The organism is Acidovorax sp. Root267 (assembly GCF_001429215.1).
In the GTDB taxonomy this organism is placed as follows: domain Bacteria; phylum Pseudomonadota; class Gammaproteobacteria; order Burkholderiales; family Burkholderiaceae_C; genus Acidovorax; species Acidovorax radicis.
The window spans coordinates 173,803-191,632 of record NZ_LMJC01000033.1; the positions used below are offsets into that span (position 1 = coordinate 173,803).

A 17,830-nucleotide genomic window follows, 5' to 3' on the forward strand; every position below is an offset into this window, starting at 1 on the left:
AAAGCGCTGATAGCTATCAAAAAAGTAGTATAGGAACGATATGTCCGCCTTGCTCATCGCCGGCAGCCCTTCAGAACGCTCACGTTCTGCCGCCTTGCTCGATGCCGTCGCCCAGCGCCTGTCGGTGCGGGGTGCGCTGGTGGACCGCGTCCACATCCGCGACCTCTCGCCCCAGGCGTTGCTGCTGGCCGATTTTGGCCACCCCACGGTGGTGGGGGCCATCGACCAGGTGGCCCAGGCCCGCGTGCTGGTGGTGGCCACGCCGGTCTACAAGGCGGCTTACAGCGGCGTGCTCAAGGTGTTCTTGGACCTGTTGCCCCAAACGGCACTCAAGGGCAAGGTCGTGCTGCCCCTGGCCACGGGCGGCAGCCCGCACCACATGCTGGCACTGGACTATGCCCTGCGCCCGGTGCTGCAGTCGCTCGGCGCCAAAAGCATCCTGCCGGGCATCTATGCCACCGATGCCCAGGTCACGCTGACGCCCGAAGGCTCCTACCATCTGAACGACGACATTGCCACCCGGCTGGACGAGGCCGTCAATGTGCTCGTGACCGAAACCCTGCGGCCATCGCCCGCCCAGGCCACACGGTTTGCGCCCGTGCATTTCTCCCAGGTGCGATGTAGCGTCTGACGCCAGCTCGGCGCTGCGGCAGGCCCGCAGTGCCAGCGCCACCTTCCTTCCCCTTCTTTCACCTTTTTTGATTTTTGCTGCGCCGGGTGCGCGGGCAGGGCGGCGTGCCGCCTGCTGCAAGCCCGGCTCCGGCGCCCACCCTTTGTTGTGCATCGCACTCGGAATTCGCACCATGAATGAACTGACCCGTTTTTCCCTTCAGCGCCGCCACCTGCTCGCCACGGTCGCGGCCACCGCAGCCACCGCCGCAGTAGCTACGGCCCCCCAGGCCTGGGCCCAGGCCCCCGCCGCTTCCCGCGTGCTGCGTGTGGGCCACCAAAAGGGTTGGCTTTCCATCCTCAAGGGCCGTGGCACGCTCGAAAAGCGCCTGGCCCCGCTGGGGGTGAAGGTCACCTGGACCGAGTTCAACGCAGGCCCGGTGCAGCTCGAAGCGCTCAACGTGGGCTCCATCGACTTTGGCGATGTGGGCGAGGCGCCCCCCATCTTTGCCCAGGCCGCCGGTGCGCCGCTGGTCTACGCCGGTGCCACGGTGCCGCGCCCCGCGCTGGAGGCGGTGATCGTGCCAAACGGTTCGCCCATCCGCAGCGTGGCCGACCTCAAGGGCAAGCGCGTGGCCTACAACAAGGGCTCCAACGTGCAGTACTTCCTGGTCAAGCTGCTCGAGAAGAATGGCCTGAAGTACGGCGACGTGCAGTCCGTCTTCCTGGCGCCGGCCGATGCGCGGGCTGCGTTTGAAAAGGGCGCAGTCGATGCCTGGATCATCTGGGACCCCTTCCTGGCCGCCGCCCAGAAAACCCTGGACGCCCGCCTGCTGGCCGACGCCACGGGGGTGGTCAACAACCGCGCGTACTACTTCACCTCGCGCGACTTCGCGACCAAGAACACCGACGTGCTGCGCATTGCGATCGAAGAGGTCAATGCGATTGACACCTGGGCGTCCAAGAACAAGACGGCTGCCGCCGCCGAATTGTCCGCCGTGCTGGGGCTGGACAAGTCCATCACCGAGCTCTACCTCAACCGCGCGAAGTTTGGAACCGCCCCGGTCACCCGCGAGATCCTGGCCGAGCAGCAACAGATCGCAGACACCTTCTTCGACCTGAAGCTGATCCCCAAAAAGCTCAACCTGCTGCACGCCGCGCCCGTCGATCTGCTGTAACCCCCACCGTTCAAGGAGCCTGCCATGCCCGCGCCCATGCCCTTTCCGTTGCATGCACAGCTGCAGCGCGTTCTGTGTGTGACGGCCGCCGCCTGGGGGCTGAACACGCAGCAACGCCGTGTGGTGCACCGTGCCCCGCAGTTCGGCTTTGCCATTTCGTATTGAACGCACTGAACGTACCGAACGCACTGAAAAGACCTGCTCCATGCAAATCTTCTGGTTCATCCCCACCCACGGCGACAGCCGTTACCTCGGCACCGCCAAGGGCGCACGCCAGCTCGGCCACGACTACCTCCAGCAGGTGGCCGTGGCGGCCGACAGCCTGGGCTACGAAGGCGTGCTGATCCCCACCGGCCGCTCCTGCGAAGACCCCTGGGTCGTTGCATCCAGCCTGATCGCGGTCACGAAGAAGCTCAAGTTCCTGGTCGCCGTGCGCCCCGGCCTGCACCAGCCCGCGCTGGCCGCGCGCATGGCGGCCACGTTCGACCGGCTGTCGGGCGGGCGCCTGCTGATCAACCTGGTGACGGGCGGCGACCAGACGGAGCTGGAGGGTGACGGCGTTTTTCTGGACCATGCCACCCGCTACGAGCAGTCGGCCGAGTTCATCCGCATCTGGCGCGAGATCCTGGCGCACAGCCACGAGGGACAGACCTTTGACTACGAAGGCAAGCACCTGTCCGTGAAGGGCGCCAAACTGCTGTTCCCGCCGCTGCAGAAGCCGCATCCGCCCGTGTATTTCGGCGGGTCATCCGATGCTGCCCATGACCTGGCCGCCGAGCAGGTCGAGACCTACCTCACCTGGGGCGAGCCCCCCGCCGAAGTGGCCAAGAAGGTGGCCGACGTGCGCGCAAGGGCTGCGAAAAAAGGCCGCACCGTGAAGTTTGGCATCCGCCTGCACGTCATCGTGCGCGAAACCGACGACCAAGCCTGGGCCGCCGCCGAAGAACTCATCAGCCATGTCGATGACGACACCGTGGTGCGTGCGCAGGCCGTGTTCTCGCGCATGGATTCCGAAGGCCAGCGCCGCATGGCCGCATTGCACAGCAAGGCAAGAAACAAGGCCCCCACGCTCGGCACTGACGTGTCCTCGCTGCCCCCCGAGGGGGGCCAATCGCCTAGGGGCGGCCCGTCGGCGATTGGGCGCAGCCGCAAGGACCTCGAAATCAGCCCCAATCTGTGGGCGGGCGTGGGCCTGGTGCGCGGTGGCGCGGGCACCGCGCTGGTGGGCGATCCGCAGACGGTGGCCGCACGCATCGCGGAGTACGCGGCGCTGGGCCTGGACACTTTCGTGCTCTCGGGCTACCCGCACCTCGAAGAGGCCTATCGCTTCGCAGAGCTGGTGTTTCCGCTGCTGCCGCTGAAGCTGCGCGACCAGCTCGCTGGCGGCAATCCGCTGGGCCCGTTTGGCGAGACCGTGGCCAACGACTTTGTGCCGCGCGCGTCGCAAAGCTGAAACCGCCCCCAAAGGAGCCTGCCATGAGCATCCAGTCCATCAACCACGTGCAGCTCGCCTTCCCGGCCGGGGCCGAGGCGCCGATCCGGCGCTTCTACGCCAGCCTGCTGGGCCTGCCCGAAGTGCGTCTGAAGGCCGGCAACACCCTGCGTTTTGCCGCCGGCACGCAGCGCATCGACCTGGTGCCCACCGAGCACTGGCAGCCCGCCCCTGCGGTGTCGCACCTGGCCTTTGAGGTGCAGGACCTGCCCGCGCTGCGCCACCGCCTGCTGCAGGCCGAGCTGGCGCTGGTGGAAAACCGCGCGCTGCCCGGGTACCTGCGCTTTTACGTCAAGGACCCGGCGGGCAACCAGCTGGAGTTCCTGGAGCCCGACCACGAATACGACAACGAACAAGAACGCGAGAGCACCTCATGACCCAGACACAGACCCAGACGGTGCGAGAGCTGCAGATTTCGCCCGTGGCGGACTCCGTAGACCTGCCGATCGAGGGGCCGTTGCTGCCCGCTCCCTTGGCCCGCTTTCTGGCCAACGTCGCACAGCGCCTGCTGCCCTGGGCCGTGCCCGTGGGCCTCATCGTGCTGTGGCAGATCGCATCGTCGCAGGGCTGGCTGTCCAGCCGCGTGCTGCCGGCCCCGCTCGAAGTGGTCAAGGCCGCCTGGACCCTGACCGAATCCGGCGAGCTGTGGACCCACGTCAAGGTCAGCGCGGGCCGCGCGCTGGCCGGGCTGGCCATCGGGGGCGGCCTGGGGCTGCTGCTGGGCTTGCTCACCGGCTCGGTCAAGCTGTTTGAAACGCTGCTCGACTCCACCATCCAGATGGTGCGCAACATCCCTGCGCTGGCGCTGATTCCGCTGGTGATCCTGTGGTTCGGCATCGACGAATCGGCCAAGCTGTTCCTCATCAGCGTGTCGGTGTTCTTCCCGATCTACCTCAACACCTTCCACGGCATCCGCAATGTGGACCCGGGCCTCATCGAGATGGGCCGCACCTACGGCCTGGGCCGCTGGCAGCTTTACCGGCAGATCATCCTGCCCGGCGCGCTCTCCAGCATCCTGGTGGGGCTGCGCTTCTCGCTGGGCCTGATGTGGGTGATCCTGATCGTGGCCGAAACCATCTCGGCGCAGGCCGGCATTGGCTACCTCACCATGAACGCCCGCGAGTTCCTGCAGACCGACATCGTGCTCGTGGGCATCCTGCTGTACGCGCTGCTGGGCAAGCTGGCCGACGTGTTTGCCAAGGGGCTGGAGCGGTACTGGCTGCGGTGGCATCCCGGGTATCAGGCATGAACATCCCCCTGAGCGGCTGTGCCGCTTCCCCCTTCTCTCCACGCGCTGCGCGTTACGGGAAGGGGGACGACGCCAGCGCGGCGGGGTGGCCCTTGCGCGGCGTCCCTGGCATTGGGCCCCGCCGAGCGCAGTCATTGCGCCCAGGCACTCACTTTTTTATAGCTACTAGCGCTTGATGGACATGCGCAGGAGGCCATTTTGACTAGAAATATTACCCAGCCATCGCAGCCGCAAGGCGTCCGCCTGGAAGTGCGTGGCGTGGACAAACGCTACGGCACGCGCGACGTGCTCAAGAAGACCGAGCTGGTCATCGAGCCCGGCCAGTTCGTCGCCATCGTGGGGCGCAGCGGCTGCGGCAAGAGCACGCTGCTGCGCCTGGTGGCGGGGCTCGAATCCGTCTCGGGCGGTGCGATCCGCCTCGACGGCCAGGACGTTGCGGGCCTGAGCAGCGACACCCGCATCATGTTCCAGGACTCGCGCCTGCTGCCCTGGAAACGTGTGGTGGACAACGTGGCCCTGGGCCTGCCACCCGGGCAACGCGGCGCTGCCGCCGACGTGCTGGCCCGCGTGGGCCTGGGCGACCGGCTGGGCGAATGGCCCGCGCGCCTGTCCGGCGGCCAGCGCCAGCGTGTGGCCCTGGCCCGCGCCCTGGTGCACAACCCACGGCTGCTGCTGCTCGACGAACCGCTGGGCGCGCTGGATGCGTTGACCCGCATCGAGATGCACCGCCTCATCGAAGGCCTGTGGCGCAGCAGCGGCTTCACCGCGCTGCTGGTCACCCACGACGTGCAAGAGGCCGTGGCCCTGGCCGACCGCGTGATCCTGATCGAAGACGGCCAGATCGCGCTGGACCAGCGCATCGACCTGCCTCGCCCGCGCTCACACGGCGACGCCGCGTTTGCCGCCATCGAAAAACGCATCCTCGACCGCGTGCTGCAAAAGCCCGATGGGGAGCCTGCGCACGAGGTGCCCTGGCCCGGTGTGCCCGCGCATGGTTTGCGCTGGGCGGTGTGATGGATTACGCCCTGAGCCGCTTCGCGCCTTCCCCCAAAGGGGGGGACGCCACCGGTGGCCTGGCAAAGCCAGCTCCACGGTGGTGCTGGCCTGGAACGCGCCAGTGTCGGGCGCCGTGTTAGTGGTGTAGCACCGAGGTGTAGCGCCTTTTTTGTTTCTTTTTTCAACGGACTTATCAAGGAGAACCCCATGTCCATTCAAGCCATCAACGTACGCAACCAGTTCAAGGGCAAAGTGCGCGAAATCATTCGCGGCGATGTTGTCTCCGAGGTCGATGTCGAAACGCCCTGGGGCGTTGTCACCTCGGTCATCACCACCCGCTCGGTGGACGACCTGGGCCTGGTCGTGGGCTCCGACGTGGTCGCGCTGGTCAAGTCCACGGAGGTGTCGATTGCCAAGCTGTGAGGCAGCCGTGGAACAGAAAATTTGAATGAAATAGGGCTCCAGCGCTTGGTGGGTAAGCGCTGGTAGCTATAAAAACGAGATTTTTCCTGTGGGGTTATCCTAAAGGCGGCGTGAACGCACGCCACAGAGCTCTTAGCGCTCCGATTTAGCCGAACTGTTTTTCGACAGCCAAGCCTTTTCCGCGCAAAATTTACTGTGCAGATACGAACAAACATGTCGGAATGTTGATACCTCAATATTTGCGCAAACAGACTTAGAAAAATCGCCTTTTCGATTGGTTAACTCTGCGTCAGGCGTCATGCGCATCATTTCCTGGAATTGCAATCTCACCCTCCAGCGCAAACTTGCGGCGTTGATAGCGCTTAATGCCGACGTTGCCATCGTTCAGGAATGCGAGCGAGATCTCGAAGCCCCAGAGGGCTACACGTACCATTGGTGTGGCGTAAATCCGAGAAAAGGCCTTGGAGTACTCGCGCGCGATGTAGCGGCCTATGTCGCGCCAGAAGCAAGTGATCAATGGGCATTTTTCTTGCCGGTTGCCTTACCCGCGTTCAATCTTAGGCTGTTAGCAGTTTGGGCGTTCAACCACCGCGCCACCAAATTCCTTCCCCCGAGAACTGGAATGGCGCTTCCGGTCATTAACTCGCTGTCCTCTTGGTTACGCGAGGGCCGTAGTGTCGTGGCAGGAGATTTCAACAACAACGCCGCCTGGGACACCCCTCGGGGAAAGAACAATTTCTCAGAAATCCACGATCGGCTCGCATCATTGGGACTTGGAAGTTCGTATCACTCTGCTCGCGGCGAGGGGATCAGAATGGAGTCTTCCATGACCTATTTTTTTCAGAAAAATGCGACTCGCGGCTTTCACATCGACTATTGCTTCGTTCATCGGTCGTTGGAAATTGAGTCCGTCACCCTTCCCGCGTTTCAAGCATGGCAGGGCATGAGTGACCATGTCCCTTTGATCGTAACTTTGATCGACGCCTAGCCGATGCTGCAAGCTGCGATCGCCTGCGACATGGAGCACTGATTGCTGAAATTTGAAGAGCGTCTCGAATCGTGGAGCGAATCGGCCTCAAATGATTGATAGGTAATCGCTAGCGGCTATCAAAAAATGAGTGTTCTGCGCCTGCTATCTGGCAAGAACCCTGGGGCCATTCAGCCCAAAACCGCCTGCGCGGCTTAGACTCAGTCGCATGACGACCCTCCTTCTTTGCACTTTTGCCGCCTTGGCTGCGCTGCTCCACGCAGCGGCTGTCGCACGAGCGGTGGCAAAGAAAAATGCGCGTCGTCAGCTGACGCCAGCACATTCCTAAGCCCGGCGGCACCCTCTCTCCCCATCCTCTTTCAGCGCAACCATCCACCGCCGGGCACCAGCCTCGCGCGGTAGTGGCCGTTTGTCCCCACGGGCCGGCAGCCGCATTTGATGGAGTGCTTTCATGCATGAAGTTGTTGTTGTCGTTCATGGCGAGCGCACGCTCACAGAACTTGATTTTTCCCGTCTGACGAGGCTTGCGGGCCAGCGGCAGCCGCCCATTCTTGCGGACCTCCTTGCGAACGCCGAAGTGACCAGTTCCCGCGCTGTGCGGTCTGACGTGGTCACCATGTATTCCCGTGTGGAACTGGTGGACGTGCACACCCACCGGCGCCAGGTGCTCACGGTTTGCTATCCGCAGGATGCAGAACCCGCAGCGGGCTTTATCTCGGTGCTGTCGCCGGTGGGCATCAGCCTGCTGGGCCTGAGGGTGGGGGATGTCGCCAAGTGGCACACGCCGCATGGCGAAGAGTGCGCGGCCGTGGTTGAGAGCATCCAGTTCCAGCCCGAGGCCACGGGCGACTACGTCACCTAGTCCTTACAACAAGCCTGCGGCCCGCCCCTGGCCGCGCCCCACCCATCACTGCCATCCAGCCCGGCGCCGTCTCGCAGCGGCGTTGCGGGACAGGTGCGCGCTGTTCAATCAGAAAGACGTTCAACCATGACCCCTCGCTCCATCCTCGCCGTCACCGATTTTTCCCAGCAGGGAGGCCACGCGCTTGCGCGCGCCGCACTGCTCTGCGCCGAGCACCGTGCACCATTGAAGCTGGTCTATCTAGCCCACCCCGGTGAAGTCCCCCTGCCGGACGCGGCCGTGCGGCTGTCGCACCACGCGCTGCAGCTTCGGCAGCGCCACGACATTCACGTCCATGCTGCAGCGCGCATCGACTCCACGGTTGCGGATGTCGCCCGCGAGGCAGCGGGTGCTGACCTGGTGGTGTGGGGCACGGCACCGGTGCGTGGGCTGCGCGCCTGGTTCGGCACACATCCGGCCATCCAGATGCTGCGTACCTGCCAGCGCCCCGTGATCGTCGTGCGCAATCCCGCAGACCAGCCCTGCCGAAGCTTGATGGTGGCTGTGGACTTCTCTCAGGTGTCGCACCGTCTGGTGGAGCTGGGCTTGGCGTTGCATCCGTCCGCACGGGTGGAGCTGTTCCACGCCGTCAGCACTGCCAACGAAGGCAAGCTGCGGTATGCCGAAGTGTCTGAACGCGCCATCCAGATCTACCGGGAGCAGTGCCGGAGCCACGCGCAAGACAGGATGTTCACGCTGACCGATTCTTACGACGCACGGCGCAATCGGCTCTCGTCTTCCATCGGGCGGGGCGACCCTGCACGACAGGTTCTGGTGGCGCAGCAGAACACGGCAGCCGATCTGATCGTGGTGGGCAAGCACCCGGCTTCCGCGTTGTCAGACCTGATGTTCGAGAGCGTTGCGCAACGCATCCTGCGCGATGCACGCACGGACGTGCTGGTGGTGCCGCACGGTTTTCAGCCCGCGTCCCGTGGTTCTGCCGTGAAGCGCCTTGCCACCGATCTGCCCGTGCGCCGCGTGAAGGCGGGCGCGCCGCGCCCGCCGAGCCATCCCAACCCGGCCGCGCACCGGGAACCTCTGCACCTGTTCACGAACAGTCCTGCGCCACCACTTCCTTGACCACGGCCAGTGCCCGGGGCAGGTCTTCGAGGGTCACCGATCCCAGCGCGATGCGCAGCGCGTGGGGCACATGGGTGGTGGTGGCAAACCCCTCGGCGGTCGACACCGACACCCCGCGTTCTGCCAGGGTGGCGGCGATGCGGTCTGCCCGTTGGTCGTCGCCCAGCGGCAGCCAGACGAAGTACGAGTGCGGGTGCCGCACCAGCCGCAGCCCCGCCAGCGCCCGGGTGGCAATGGCCTGGCGCTGCGCGGTGTCTGCGCGTTTGCCGGCCTCCAGCCGGGCCACGGTGCCGTCTTCGATCCAGCTGCATGCGATGGCGGTGACGACCCCGGCCGTGTTCCAGGCGGTGGCGCGCACGGCGCGCTCGATGGGGGCGATCAGCTCCCGCGATGTGGCCACGAAGCCAAACCGCAAGCCCGTGGCCACGTTCTTGGACAGGCTGGAGAGGTACACCGTGCGCTCGGGCGCCAGCGCCGCGATGGGGGGCGGCGCCTCGGGCGCGAGGTAGGCGTAGGGTGCGTCTTCGATCACCAGCAGGTCATGCGCGCGGGCCATGGCTACCAGGCGCTTGCGTGCGCGGGCACCCATCACGCAGCCCAGCGGGTTGTGCAGGGTGGGCATGGTGTAGATGGCGCGCACGGGCCGGGTTTCGCACAGGCGCTGCAGGGCGTCCAGGTCGGTGCCGGCAGGGCCGATCGGCACCGGGGCCAGGTCCAGCCGCAGGCGTTCTGCCAAAACCCGAAAGCCGGGGTAGGTGAGGGCATCCACCGCCACCACGTCGCCGGGGTTGAGCAGGCCCATGGCCGCCACGGCCATGCCGTGCTGCGCGCCGTTGACGATGAGCACCTGCTCGCCCGTCACCTGCAACTGGCGTGCCTGCAGGTGCCCGGCCACGATGGCGCGTTCGTGCGGCCGACCGCCATAGGGGTGGTAGTGCAGCAGCGATTCCAGGTCGCCAGAGGCGGCCAGCTTGCGCAGCGCGTCCCGCAGCAGGTCTGCCTGGCCCGGCACGCTGGGGTTGTTGAAGGACAGGTCGGTGGCGCTGGGCGCGGGTGTGGTCAGGTCCGCGTCCGCGCCGCGCGGGGAGGCCGGGTCGCGCACAAAGGTGCCGCGCCCGGTTTCTCCCACCACCAGGCCGATGGCCTCCAGCTCGGCATACACGCGGCTTGCCGTGGCCAGCGCAAGGCCGTGCCGCTGGGCCAGCGCGCGGTGGGTGGGCAGGCGGGTGCCCGGCCGCAGCTGCCCTGCGCGGATGTCGGACGCCAATGCGTCCACCACCTGTTTGTACCGAACCTGGCCCATGGCGTTGTGCCCCTGCGTTGAAACGTATCTATGACAATTTTTTGATTGTATTGAATGCCACCGGTAGGATGCATTTCGCCATTCCGTGCTTCATTCACTCTCCTTTCCTCTACTGAACAGGAACACCACCGCCATGCGCATCGCCATCCTGACCTTCGACGGTTTCAACGAACTCGACTCCCTGATTGCCCTGGGCCTGCTCAACCGGGTGAAGAAACCGGGGTGGGAGGTGTCGCTGTGCTGCCCCACAGCCCGGGTGTGTTCCATGAACGGTGTGACGGTGGAGGCTCAGTCGCTGCTGCCGTATGCGCGTTCGGCCGATGCCGTGCTGGTGGGCAGCGGTATGAAGACCCGCGAGGTGGTGCAGGACGCCGCGCTGATGGCGCAGCTCGACTTCGATCCGGCGCGCCAGCTGCTGGGCGCCCAGTGTTCGGGGGCTTTGATCCTGGCCAGGCTGGGCTTGCTCGACGGCGTGCCGGCCTGCACCGACCTGACGACCAAGCCCTGGGTCCAGGAGGCCGGCATCACTGTGCTGAATCAGCCCTTCGTGGCCCGGGGCAATGTGGCCACGGCGGGCGGTTGCCTGTCGGCGCAATACCTGGCAGCCTGGCTGATTGCGAGGCTGGAAGGGCCCGAGGCGGCCCGCGAAGTCATCCACTACTTTGCCCCGGTGGGCGAGAAGGAGGAGTACGTCGCCCGCGCCATGGGCCACATCGAAAACCAAGTCCCCATCGCCAGCCTGGCGTAGGCTGGCCGCAGGCGGCGCCGGTCACGGGCCGCAGGTCTGCCCACACCGCAGGAAAAGTGCAGGGCGGCAACGGGCTGCTGGTGGGGCGTTGCCGGTAGACGTTATCGGTACGCGGAGCTCAGGGCCAAGGCCGGGGTGTGACCGCGAAGGCCACCGCCGCCCCCATGGCCCGGCAGTGTGAATACCGCTACGGCGTTCACCAGATCCTGTGCCTGGGTGCGCATGTTGTTGGCGGCGGCGGCCATCTCTTCGACCAGCGCCGCGTTTTGCTGGGTGGCCTGGTCGATCTGGCTGACCGCCTCGCCGATCTGGGTGACGCCGGTGCTTTGTTCGCTGCTGGCGGCGGTGATCTCGCCCACGATGCCGGTGACGCTGCGGATGGCATTGACCACCTCGGTCATGGTGGCGCCGGCTTTGTCCACCTGTGCGGTGCCACGCGCCACACGCTCCACGCTGGTGGAGATCAAAAGCTTGATTTCCTTGGCCGCGTCGGCCGAACGGCCGGCCAGGTTGCGCACCTCGCTGGCCACCACGGCAAAGCCCCGGCCTTGTTCGCCTGCGCGGGCGGCTTCCACGGCCGCGTTCAGCGCCAGGATGTTCGTCTGGAAGGCAATGCCATCGATCACGCCAATGATGTCGGCGATTTTCTGGGAGCTTTCGTTGATGCCCTTCATCGTCTCCACCACCTCGGCCACCATGGCGCCGCCTTCGGCCGCCACCGTGCTGGCGTTCAAGGCCAGCCGGTTGGCCTGAACGGCGTGGTCTGCGTTTTGCCGCACCGTGCTGCTCAATTGTTCGGTGGATGCGGCGGTCTCCTGCAGCGCGCTGGCCTGGTGTTCGGTGCGGCTGCTCAGGTCCAGATTGCCCTGGGCGATCTCGGTGCTGGCGTTGGCCACGCTGTCGGAGGTCTGGCGCACGCTGGCCACCACGGTGGACAGGCTGGCCTGCATCGCCGCCAGGGCCTGCATCACGGCCGCCACCTCGTCCTTGCCGCTGGTGTCGATGGGCTGGCTCAGGTCGCCACGGGCCACAGCATCGGCCACCTGTCCGGCCCGCTGCAGCGGCCGGGTGATGCCACGCACCAGGGCCGCGCCAAAGAGTGCAGCAAACAGCACCCCGAGGGCGATCGAGCCGATGACGATCCAGCGGATGGTGCCAAACCGCTGGGCGGCATCGTCGTATTCGTCCCGGGCTTCCTTTTGGGTCAGGGCCAGCAGCGCGCCGATATCGGTGCTGATGGGGTCGTACAGGTCGTCGAACTTGCGCACCACCAGCACCCGCGCCGTGGCCACGTCTGCGTCCTTCAGCGCTGCCAGTGCAGGGGCCAGCCCCTCCTTCATGATCTTCTGGCGTTGCTCGCCGATGGCCTTGATGTACTTCTGGCGCTCAGGGCTCATGGCGGTGGCCAGCAAAGCCTCCCAGGCCTGTTCGCTCTTGCCGATGTTGGCCTCTGCCTCCTCAATGGCCTTGGCCACTTTCTCTGGTGCAGGCGACAGCAGCGCGTTGGATACCAACTGCCGATTGCGTGTGGTCAGGTAGCGAAAGTCGGCCACCGCCCGCTGGGCCTGCATGCGGTTCTGGTACATCGACTCCATGGCGGCGTTGGCCCTGGCGATGCCGAACAGACCGATGGCCCCCAATGCCACGAGCAAGGCAGAGAGCACGCCCACCAGCACCAGCAACCGCGTAAATATCTTGAAATTTCTCATGCACGGTCCCTCTTGCCGTTCGTGTAAGTGAATGTTCAGAATACCGTGCGAGGCGCCCTCGATTTGCCCGAAACAGGGCCAAAACCGGTGGAATTCAGGGTAAATCGGGGTACGTTTTTTGGGTGTGCGCGATTGCCATTTCGGCATCCCTGCGCTGCCCCGTAGCCGTGGCGCGGGGGCTTCGCACCCAGAAAAAAACCCGCACGTGGCGGGTCTTTTTCTTGCGGACTCGGGCTCCTGCAATGGGCGCTTGCGGCCTACGCCGCCTTGGCCAGCGGCGTTGCGTACCGGCTCGCGGGCCGTGCCAGCCCCAGGTTTTCGCGCAGCGTTTTGCCTTCGTACTCCGTGCGGAACAGGCCGCGCCGCTGCAGCTCGGGCACCACCAGCTCGACAAACTCGTTGAGCGACTGGGGCAACACGGGCGGCATCACGTTGAAGCCATCGGCGGCACCGTTTTCAAACCATTCCTGCATGCGGTCGGCAATGGTCTCGGGCGTGCCCACCACCACCCAGTGGCCGCGTGCACCGGCCAGGTATTCATAGAGCTGGCGCACAGTGAGTTTGTCGCGGCGGGCCAACTGCAGCACCACATGGGCGCGGCTGTTGATGCCCTTGGGCGGCTCGGGGATGTACGGCGGCGGGGCATCCAGGTTCCACTTCGACAGGTCTTCGCCAGGCCAGAAGGGTGTCAGCGTGGCCAGGCCCACGCTGGGGTGAATCAGCGCCTGCAGCTCGGCCCACTTGGCCTGGGCTTCTTCGTCGGTGCGGCCAATCACGGGGGAGATGCCGGGCAGCACCAGCAGCTCTTCGGGCTGTCGGCCGTATTTGGCCATGCGGCCTTTCACGTCCTTGTAGAAGGCTTGCGCTTCGGCAAGGCTGGTCCAGGCGGTAAAGATGGCTTCGGCCGTGGCGGCGGCCAGTTCCTTGCCGTCCTCGGACGAGCCAGCCTGCACGATGACGGGATGGCCCTGCGCCGAGCGTTCGATGTTCAGCGGCCCCTGCACCTTGAGGTGCTTGCCCACATGGTTCAGTGCGTGCAGCTTGTCCGGGTCGAAGTAGATGCCCGAGGCCTGGTCGCGCACCAGGGCATCATCTTCAAAGCTGTCCCACAGGCCCTTGACCACGTCCACAAACTCGTGGGCGCGCTCGTAGCGCGTGGCGGGGTCAGGGTGGGTGTCGAGGCCAAAGTTGCCGTAGACATTTTCGGCGCTGGTCGTCACCACGTTCCAGGCGGCGCGGCCCTTGCTGATGTGGTCGAGCGATGCAAACTTGCGCGCCAGCAGGTACGGGTCTTCGTAGGTGGTGGACGCGGTAGCCACAAAGCCGATGTGCTTGGTGACGGCCGACAGTGCGGCCCACAGCGTGACGGGCTCGAAGTGCGAAATGCGGCCCTGGCGGCTGAAGGACTCGCGGTCGCCCTTGTGCCACACGCCCGGGCTGTCGGCCACAAACACCTGGTCGAACAGGCCGCGCTCTGCCGTTTGCGCCACCTCGATGTAGTGGTCGATGTTCACGCCCGAATCGGCCTGCGAGCCGGGGTGGCGCCAGGCGGCGACGTGGTGGCCCGTGGCCATGATGAAAGCACCGAGGCGCAGTTTTCTGGAGGGTTGGTGTTGGGTCATGGAGCTGTCCAAATGTGTGTGAAGCGTATGCGAGCGTTGAAACCGGCGCGGCCCAGGCCAGCGCACCCGTGGAACCGGCTTTGCCGGGCCGGGGGGCGTCCCCCCTTGGGGGATGGCGCCGAAGGCGACTCAGGGGGGGCTATCTCTTGGGGTTACTCCGTGATAGTGATGCGATGCAGCTTGCGGTGATGCGGGAAGAAGTCGCCCACCGCGTAGTGCTGGGTGGAGCGGTTGTCCCACACGGCCAGCGTGCCCTCTTGCCAGCGCAGGCGGGCCTGGAATTCGGGCACCTGGGGCAGGGCGAACAGCTGGGTCAGCAGGGTGTCGCTCTGCACGCGAGACAAGCCCTTGATGTGGCTGGTGAAGGTGGAGTTCACATACAGGATCTTCTTGCCCGTGATGGGGTGCACGCGCACCACCGGGTGCTCCACCGGCGGGTACTTGGCACGTGCTTCGCGCAGTTGGTCGCCGGTGGCGTCCTTGGCCAGCAGGTATTCCGTCCAGCCGCTGATCTCCCAGGTGTGCACGGCCGTCAGGGTCTCCAGGTAGGCCTGGAACGCGGGCGGCAGGCTGGCGTAGGCGGCCGTCAGACTGGCCCACAGCGTGTCGCCGCCGCTGGCGGGAATCACCTGCGCGTAGAGGCTGGTGCCCAGCGGCGGCTGCTCGCGCCAGGTGATGTCGGCATGCCAGTTGCTGGAGGCCTTGGGGCGCTCGGCCGTGCTCTCCACGATCTCGATTTCGGGGTGATTCTCCAGCCGGGGGAAGAACGCCTTGACCTCGGCCACGTTGCCAAAGCTGCGGGTGAAGTCCACCTGCTGCTGCGGCGTGATGTGCTGGTTGCGGAAGAACAGCACCTCGTGCAGGGCCAGGGCCTGGCGCAGCTCGGCCTGCGTGGCCGCGTCCAGGGGCTGGCGCAGGTCCAGGTCGTGGACCACGGCGCCGATGGTGGGGGTGTAGGGCTCGACCGCGAAGCGGGTGAAGGTGGGGTGCAAGTCGTTGAGGTTGGACATGGTGCTGCTTTCTGAAACGAGGGTGGATGAAAGAGAACGCCCATGGAATTGGGACAGTGCACGCGCAGCGCATCAACGAAGCAGTTCGTATATGCATAGTCGGAAATCCGCGCGCTGCAGCGGTGCACCGCGCCTGGCAATGCGCAAATTTGCATATCTGTTTTTGGTCGTTGGTGGCGGTGGCTGGCCTGCCTAGAGTGGCTGTCGATTCATGACAACAGGCACGAAAGGTCAACACATGAGAAAACCGCGATGGAACGCAGTGCTGCGCAGGGCCGCAGCGGCAGCGGTCGCCGCCACGGCACTGGGGCTTTGGCTGGGCAGTGCCGCCGCGCAGGCACCCGAGCCACTGAAGGTGATCCGCATCGGCGTTGCCACTGGTGGCGTGGGCAGCGACCCAGTGCGGCATGGCGGCACGTCGGCAGCGCTGGCCTATACCGATGGTGGGCTGGAGGAGGAGTTCAGGAAAGACGGGGTGAAGGTGCAGTGGACCTTCTTCAAGGGCGCGGGCCCCGCCGTGAACGAAGCCCTGGTCAACAAGCAGCTTGACTTTGCCTGGCAGGGCGACTTGCCCTCCATCGTGCACCGCGCCAGCGACGTGAAGACCAAGATCATCCTGGGCAGCGGGGTGCGCGGGGGCCTGTACCTGGCAGTGCCGCCGGATTCGACCATCCGGCGCCTGGAAGACCTCAAGGGGCGCAAGGTGGCGGTGTTCAAAGGCACCAACCTGCACCTCGCCGCCGTGCGCGCCCTGGCCGACAAGGGCCTGAGCGAGCGCGATGTGAAATTGGTCAACCTGGACTTCCCCAGCGCGGATGCCGCACTCATCGCCAAGGATGTCGACGCGGCCTTTGGCTACGTGGGCCTGTTCCGGCTGCGTGACCAGGGCCTGGCCAAGGTGGTCTGGTCGGCGTCGGAAGACTCCTTCAAGTACACGCGCCAGACCGCACTGCTGGTGAGCGATGACTTTGCCGCCCGCCACCCCCAGGTGGTCGCACGGGTGGTGAAGACCGTGGTGCAGTACGCACACAAATATTCCGACGAGAACCGCCGCGCCGAGCTGTTTGCGCTGTGGGGCAAGGCCGAATACCCCGAGAAGGTCTGGCGCGAGGATTTCATCGGCCAGCCCTTGCGGGTGCGCTTGTCGCCCTTGCTCGACCCGTTCTTGGTGGCGCGCTACAAGGATGCGGCAGACGAGGCCCACAAGCTCAAGCTCATCCGCAAGAAGCCCGAGATCGACAGCTGGTTTGACCGCCGCTACCTGGATGCCGCGCTCAAAGAATTGAAGCTTGAAGGTTACTGGCCCGTGTACGGCAGCAACGGAGAGCTGGCCGCACTTTGATCGATTTTCTTGGAGTGGGATGGGCGTGAGAGAGGCCCTTTGACAACCCGCCCGCACGGTGTGCGCGGCGGGTTCTTTTCTTCCCGGCGCGCCAGGCCCTGGACGCTGGCTACATAACGCCCGGGCCGCAGCTCATGCCGCAAACATCTTTGTCATTGCATATAAGCATTAACTATTTATTTTTATAACAAACTTCTTTTACATTCATTTTTGTTGTTAAGGCGTGTGTGTCTTTGTCTGCACCCCAGAGTGGAAGTGCAAGGGGCGCACGGGCAAGAAAGGACATGTTCGCAATGACGATCCAGGCGTGGAATGCCGCCCCACAGGGCGGTGGGGCAGGAGGGGCGCCGCAGCTGGCTGCCGGCAAGCGCCCGGCGCAGCCACAGGCGCTGGCCAAGGCACGGAGGAGCGCCAACGGGCGATGGCGCTGGTTGTGGGCCTGGCCCTTCCCGCTGGCGCTGCTGGCCTTGTGGCAGTTGTCGGCCGTGTGGGGCTGGGTGCCCGAGCAGGTGCTGCCGCCACCGGCCGCCGTGTTCAAGGTATTTGGCGAACTGCTGGCCAGCGGCGAGCTGTGGGACCACCTCACCATCAGCATGGTCCGCGTGTTTGCGGGCTTTGGCATTGGCCTGGCCCTGGGCCTGGTGCTGGGCAGTGCCATGGGCCTCTCGCCCACGTTCCGCGACTATGTCTTCCCGCTGTTCAAGGCTTTCAGCCAGGTGCCGGTAATCGGCTGGCTGCCGCTGCTGATCCTGGTGGTGGGCATTGACGAGGGGCTGAAGTTTTTGCTGATTGCCAAGGCGGCCCTGGTGCCGGTGGCCATAAACACCTGCCAGGGCATTCAGAACGTGCCCAATCGGCTGGTGGAGGTGGCGCGTGTGTATGGTTTCACGCGCTGGCAGATGCTGCGCAAGGTGGTGTTCCCTGCGGCCACGGCGCCCATCTGGAACGGCGTGCGCTACGGCCTCACCCATGCATGGCTGGCGCTGGTGGTGGTGGAGCTGCTCGCGTCCTCCGAGGGCATCGGTTTTCTCATCGTCTATGGCCGCCAGCTTTTTCAGCTCGACGTGGTGCTGGCCGCCGTGCTGGCCGTGGGCATCGTGGGTTTTGTGATCGACAAGCTGCTGGCCACCTCCGAGGCGTGGCTGCTGCGCTGGCGCAAGCCGGGGCTGTGAGCGGGGTA

Annotated in this window: 18 protein-coding genes; 14 read left to right on the forward strand and 4 right to left on the reverse strand. The window is 65.4% G+C overall.

Translation table 11 applies throughout. The features are described 5' to 3' along the window. The first annotated feature begins 40 nt into the window (after positions 1 to 40). From ssuE to ASE39_RS24290, 11 genes are all read left to right on the forward strand, one after another. Entirely contained in the window at positions 41 to 631 is a 591-nt protein-coding gene (gene ssuE / locus ASE39_RS24245; RefSeq protein ID WP_010461285.1) for an NADPH-dependent FMN reductase, read from the forward strand. Positions 632 to 803: 172 nt separating this feature from the next. Then, positions 804 to 1,787 carry a sulfonate ABC transporter substrate-binding protein gene (locus tag ASE39_RS24250; protein ID WP_057223822.1) on the forward strand — a complete coding sequence of 328 codons (984 nt, stop codon included), beginning with the start codon at positions 804 to 806 and terminating at the stop codon, positions 1,785 to 1,787. Positions 1,788 to 1,811: 24 nt separating this feature from the next. Then, complete coding sequence (locus ASE39_RS26955; protein WP_010461289.1) at positions 1,812 to 1,952, forward strand: hypothetical protein; 141 nt, start codon at positions 1,812 to 1,814, stop codon at positions 1,950 to 1,952. Between the two features lie 40 nt (positions 1,953 to 1,992). After that, the gene (locus ASE39_RS24255) at positions 1,993 to 3,240 is read left to right on the forward strand and encodes an FMNH2-dependent alkanesulfonate monooxygenase (protein ID WP_057272792.1); all 1,248 of its coding nucleotides are present in this window, start codon (positions 1,993 to 1,995) and stop codon (positions 3,238 to 3,240) included. 23 nt (positions 3,241 to 3,263) lie between these two features. Further along, the gene (locus ASE39_RS24260; protein WP_057272793.1) at positions 3,264 to 3,656 is read left to right on the forward strand and encodes a VOC family protein; all 393 of its coding nucleotides are present in this window, start codon (positions 3,264 to 3,266) and stop codon (positions 3,654 to 3,656) included. After that, positions 3,653 to 4,528: an aliphatic sulfonate ABC transporter permease SsuC gene (ssuC, locus tag ASE39_RS24265; RefSeq protein ID WP_057223828.1), complete on the forward strand. Its 876-nt coding sequence runs from the start codon at positions 3,653 to 3,655 to the stop codon at positions 4,526 to 4,528. Before ASE39_RS24260 ends, ssuC begins: the two co-directional genes overlap by 4 nt. 198 nt (positions 4,529 to 4,726) lie before the next feature. Continuing rightward, entirely contained in the window at positions 4,727 to 5,542 is an 816-nt protein-coding gene (locus tag ASE39_RS24270) for an ATP-binding cassette domain-containing protein (protein WP_057272794.1), read from the forward strand. A 189-nt stretch (positions 5,543 to 5,731) separates the two neighbouring features. Further along, entirely contained in the window at positions 5,732 to 5,947 is a 216-nt protein-coding gene (locus tag ASE39_RS24275) for a molybdopterin-binding protein (RefSeq protein WP_010461298.1), read from the forward strand. Positions 5,948 to 6,245: 298 nt separating this feature from the next. Further along, complete coding sequence (locus ASE39_RS26155) at positions 6,246 to 6,935, forward strand: endonuclease/exonuclease/phosphatase family protein (RefSeq protein ID WP_081474589.1); 690 nt, start codon at positions 6,246 to 6,248, stop codon at positions 6,933 to 6,935. Positions 6,936 to 7,386: 451 nt separating this feature from the next. Then, on the forward strand, positions 7,387 to 7,797 hold the full coding sequence (locus ASE39_RS24285) for a GreA/GreB family elongation factor (protein ID WP_010461303.1): 411 nt from the start codon (positions 7,387 to 7,389) through the stop codon (positions 7,795 to 7,797). Between the two features lie 126 nt (positions 7,798 to 7,923). Continuing rightward, positions 7,924 to 8,916 (forward strand): universal stress protein, encoded by a 993-nt coding sequence (locus ASE39_RS24290; RefSeq protein ID WP_057272796.1) that lies wholly within the window; start codon positions 7,924 to 7,926, stop codon positions 8,914 to 8,916. Here the strand turns inward: ASE39_RS24290 and ASE39_RS24295 are convergent. Next, entirely contained in the window at positions 8,885 to 10,219 is a 1,335-nt protein-coding gene (locus tag ASE39_RS24295; protein ID WP_057272797.1) for a PLP-dependent aminotransferase family protein, read from the reverse strand. The two genes, ASE39_RS24290 and ASE39_RS24295, sit on opposite strands and share 32 nt — an antisense overlap. Positions 10,220 to 10,352: 133 nt before the next feature. On the opposite strand from ASE39_RS24295, the gene ASE39_RS24300 reads away from it, so the two are divergent. Next, positions 10,353 to 10,967: a DJ-1/PfpI family protein gene (locus tag ASE39_RS24300; RefSeq protein WP_057272798.1), complete on the forward strand. Its 615-nt coding sequence runs from the start codon at positions 10,353 to 10,355 to the stop codon at positions 10,965 to 10,967. A gap of 101 nt (positions 10,968 to 11,068) precedes the next feature. On the opposite strand, the gene ASE39_RS24305 is transcribed toward ASE39_RS24300, so the two are convergent. The 3 genes from ASE39_RS24305 to ASE39_RS24315 form a co-directional block, all read right to left on the reverse strand. After that, on the reverse strand, positions 11,069 to 12,676 hold the full coding sequence (locus tag ASE39_RS24305; RefSeq protein WP_057223839.1) for a methyl-accepting chemotaxis protein: 1,608 nt from the start codon (positions 12,674 to 12,676) through the stop codon (positions 11,069 to 11,071). Positions 12,677 to 12,933: 257 nt separating this feature from the next. Continuing rightward, on the reverse strand, positions 12,934 to 14,298 hold the full coding sequence (locus ASE39_RS24310) for an LLM class flavin-dependent oxidoreductase (protein WP_057272799.1): 1,365 nt from the start codon (positions 14,296 to 14,298) through the stop codon (positions 12,934 to 12,936). A gap of 152 nt (positions 14,299 to 14,450) precedes the next feature. Next, on the reverse strand, positions 14,451 to 15,308 hold the full coding sequence (locus ASE39_RS24315; RefSeq protein ID WP_057272800.1) for a TauD/TfdA family dioxygenase: 858 nt from the start codon (positions 15,306 to 15,308) through the stop codon (positions 14,451 to 14,453). Positions 15,309 to 15,546: 238 nt separating this feature from the next. Between ASE39_RS24315 and ASE39_RS24320 the strand changes: the two genes are divergently transcribed. Next, positions 15,547 to 16,650 (forward strand): ABC transporter substrate-binding protein, encoded by a 1,104-nt coding sequence (locus ASE39_RS24320; protein WP_057223845.1) that lies wholly within the window; start codon positions 15,547 to 15,549, stop codon positions 16,648 to 16,650. Positions 16,651 to 16,934: 284 nt separating this feature from the next. After that, positions 16,935 to 17,822 (forward strand): ABC transporter permease, encoded by an 888-nt coding sequence (locus ASE39_RS24325; RefSeq protein ID WP_242421554.1) that lies wholly within the window; start codon positions 16,935 to 16,937, stop codon positions 17,820 to 17,822. Positions 17,823 to 17,830 lie beyond the last annotated feature (8 nt).

What these genes read in the sequence shown, in the direction of transcription:
- ssuE (WP_010461285.1), top strand. Translation starts at nt 41, where the DNA reads ATGTCCGCCTTGCTCATCGCCGGCAGCCCTTCAGAACGCTCACGTTCT.
- ASE39_RS24250 (WP_057223822.1), top strand. Translation starts at nt 804, where the DNA reads ATGAATGAACTGACCCGTTTTTCCCTTCAGCGCCGCCACCTGCTCGCC.
- ASE39_RS26955 (WP_010461289.1), top strand. Translation starts at nt 1,812, where the DNA reads ATGCCCGCGCCCATGCCCTTTCCGTTGCATGCACAGCTGCAGCGCGTT.
- ASE39_RS24255 (WP_057272792.1), top strand. Translation starts at nt 1,993, where the DNA reads ATGCAAATCTTCTGGTTCATCCCCACCCACGGCGACAGCCGTTACCTC.
- ASE39_RS24260 (WP_057272793.1), top strand. Translation starts at nt 3,264, where the DNA reads ATGAGCATCCAGTCCATCAACCACGTGCAGCTCGCCTTCCCGGCCGGG.
- ssuC (WP_057223828.1), top strand. Translation starts at nt 3,653, where the DNA reads ATGACCCAGACACAGACCCAGACGGTGCGAGAGCTGCAGATTTCGCCC.
- ASE39_RS24275 (WP_010461298.1), top strand. Translation starts at nt 5,732, where the DNA reads ATGTCCATTCAAGCCATCAACGTACGCAACCAGTTCAAGGGCAAAGTG.
- ASE39_RS26155 (WP_081474589.1), top strand. Translation starts at nt 6,246, where the DNA reads ATGCGCATCATTTCCTGGAATTGCAATCTCACCCTCCAGCGCAAACTT.
- ASE39_RS24285 (WP_010461303.1), top strand. Translation starts at nt 7,387, where the DNA reads ATGCATGAAGTTGTTGTTGTCGTTCATGGCGAGCGCACGCTCACAGAA.
- ASE39_RS24290 (WP_057272796.1), top strand. Translation starts at nt 7,924, where the DNA reads ATGACCCCTCGCTCCATCCTCGCCGTCACCGATTTTTCCCAGCAGGGA.
- ASE39_RS24295 (WP_057272797.1), bottom strand. Translation starts at nt 10,219, where the DNA reads ATGGGCCAGGTTCGGTACAAACAGGTGGTGGACGCATTGGCGTCCGAC.
- ASE39_RS24300 (WP_057272798.1), top strand. Translation starts at nt 10,353, where the DNA reads ATGCGCATCGCCATCCTGACCTTCGACGGTTTCAACGAACTCGACTCC.
- ASE39_RS24305 (WP_057223839.1), bottom strand. Translation starts at nt 12,676, where the DNA reads ATGAGAAATTTCAAGATATTTACGCGGTTGCTGGTGCTGGTGGGCGTG.
- ASE39_RS24310 (WP_057272799.1), bottom strand. Translation starts at nt 14,298, where the DNA reads ATGACCCAACACCAACCCTCCAGAAAACTGCGCCTCGGTGCTTTCATC.
- ASE39_RS24315 (WP_057272800.1), bottom strand. Translation starts at nt 15,308, where the DNA reads ATGTCCAACCTCAACGACTTGCACCCCACCTTCACCCGCTTCGCGGTC.
- ASE39_RS24320 (WP_057223845.1), top strand. Translation starts at nt 15,547, where the DNA reads ATGAGAAAACCGCGATGGAACGCAGTGCTGCGCAGGGCCGCAGCGGCA.
- ASE39_RS24325 (WP_242421554.1), top strand. Translation starts at nt 16,935, where the DNA reads ATGTTCGCAATGACGATCCAGGCGTGGAATGCCGCCCCACAGGGCGGT.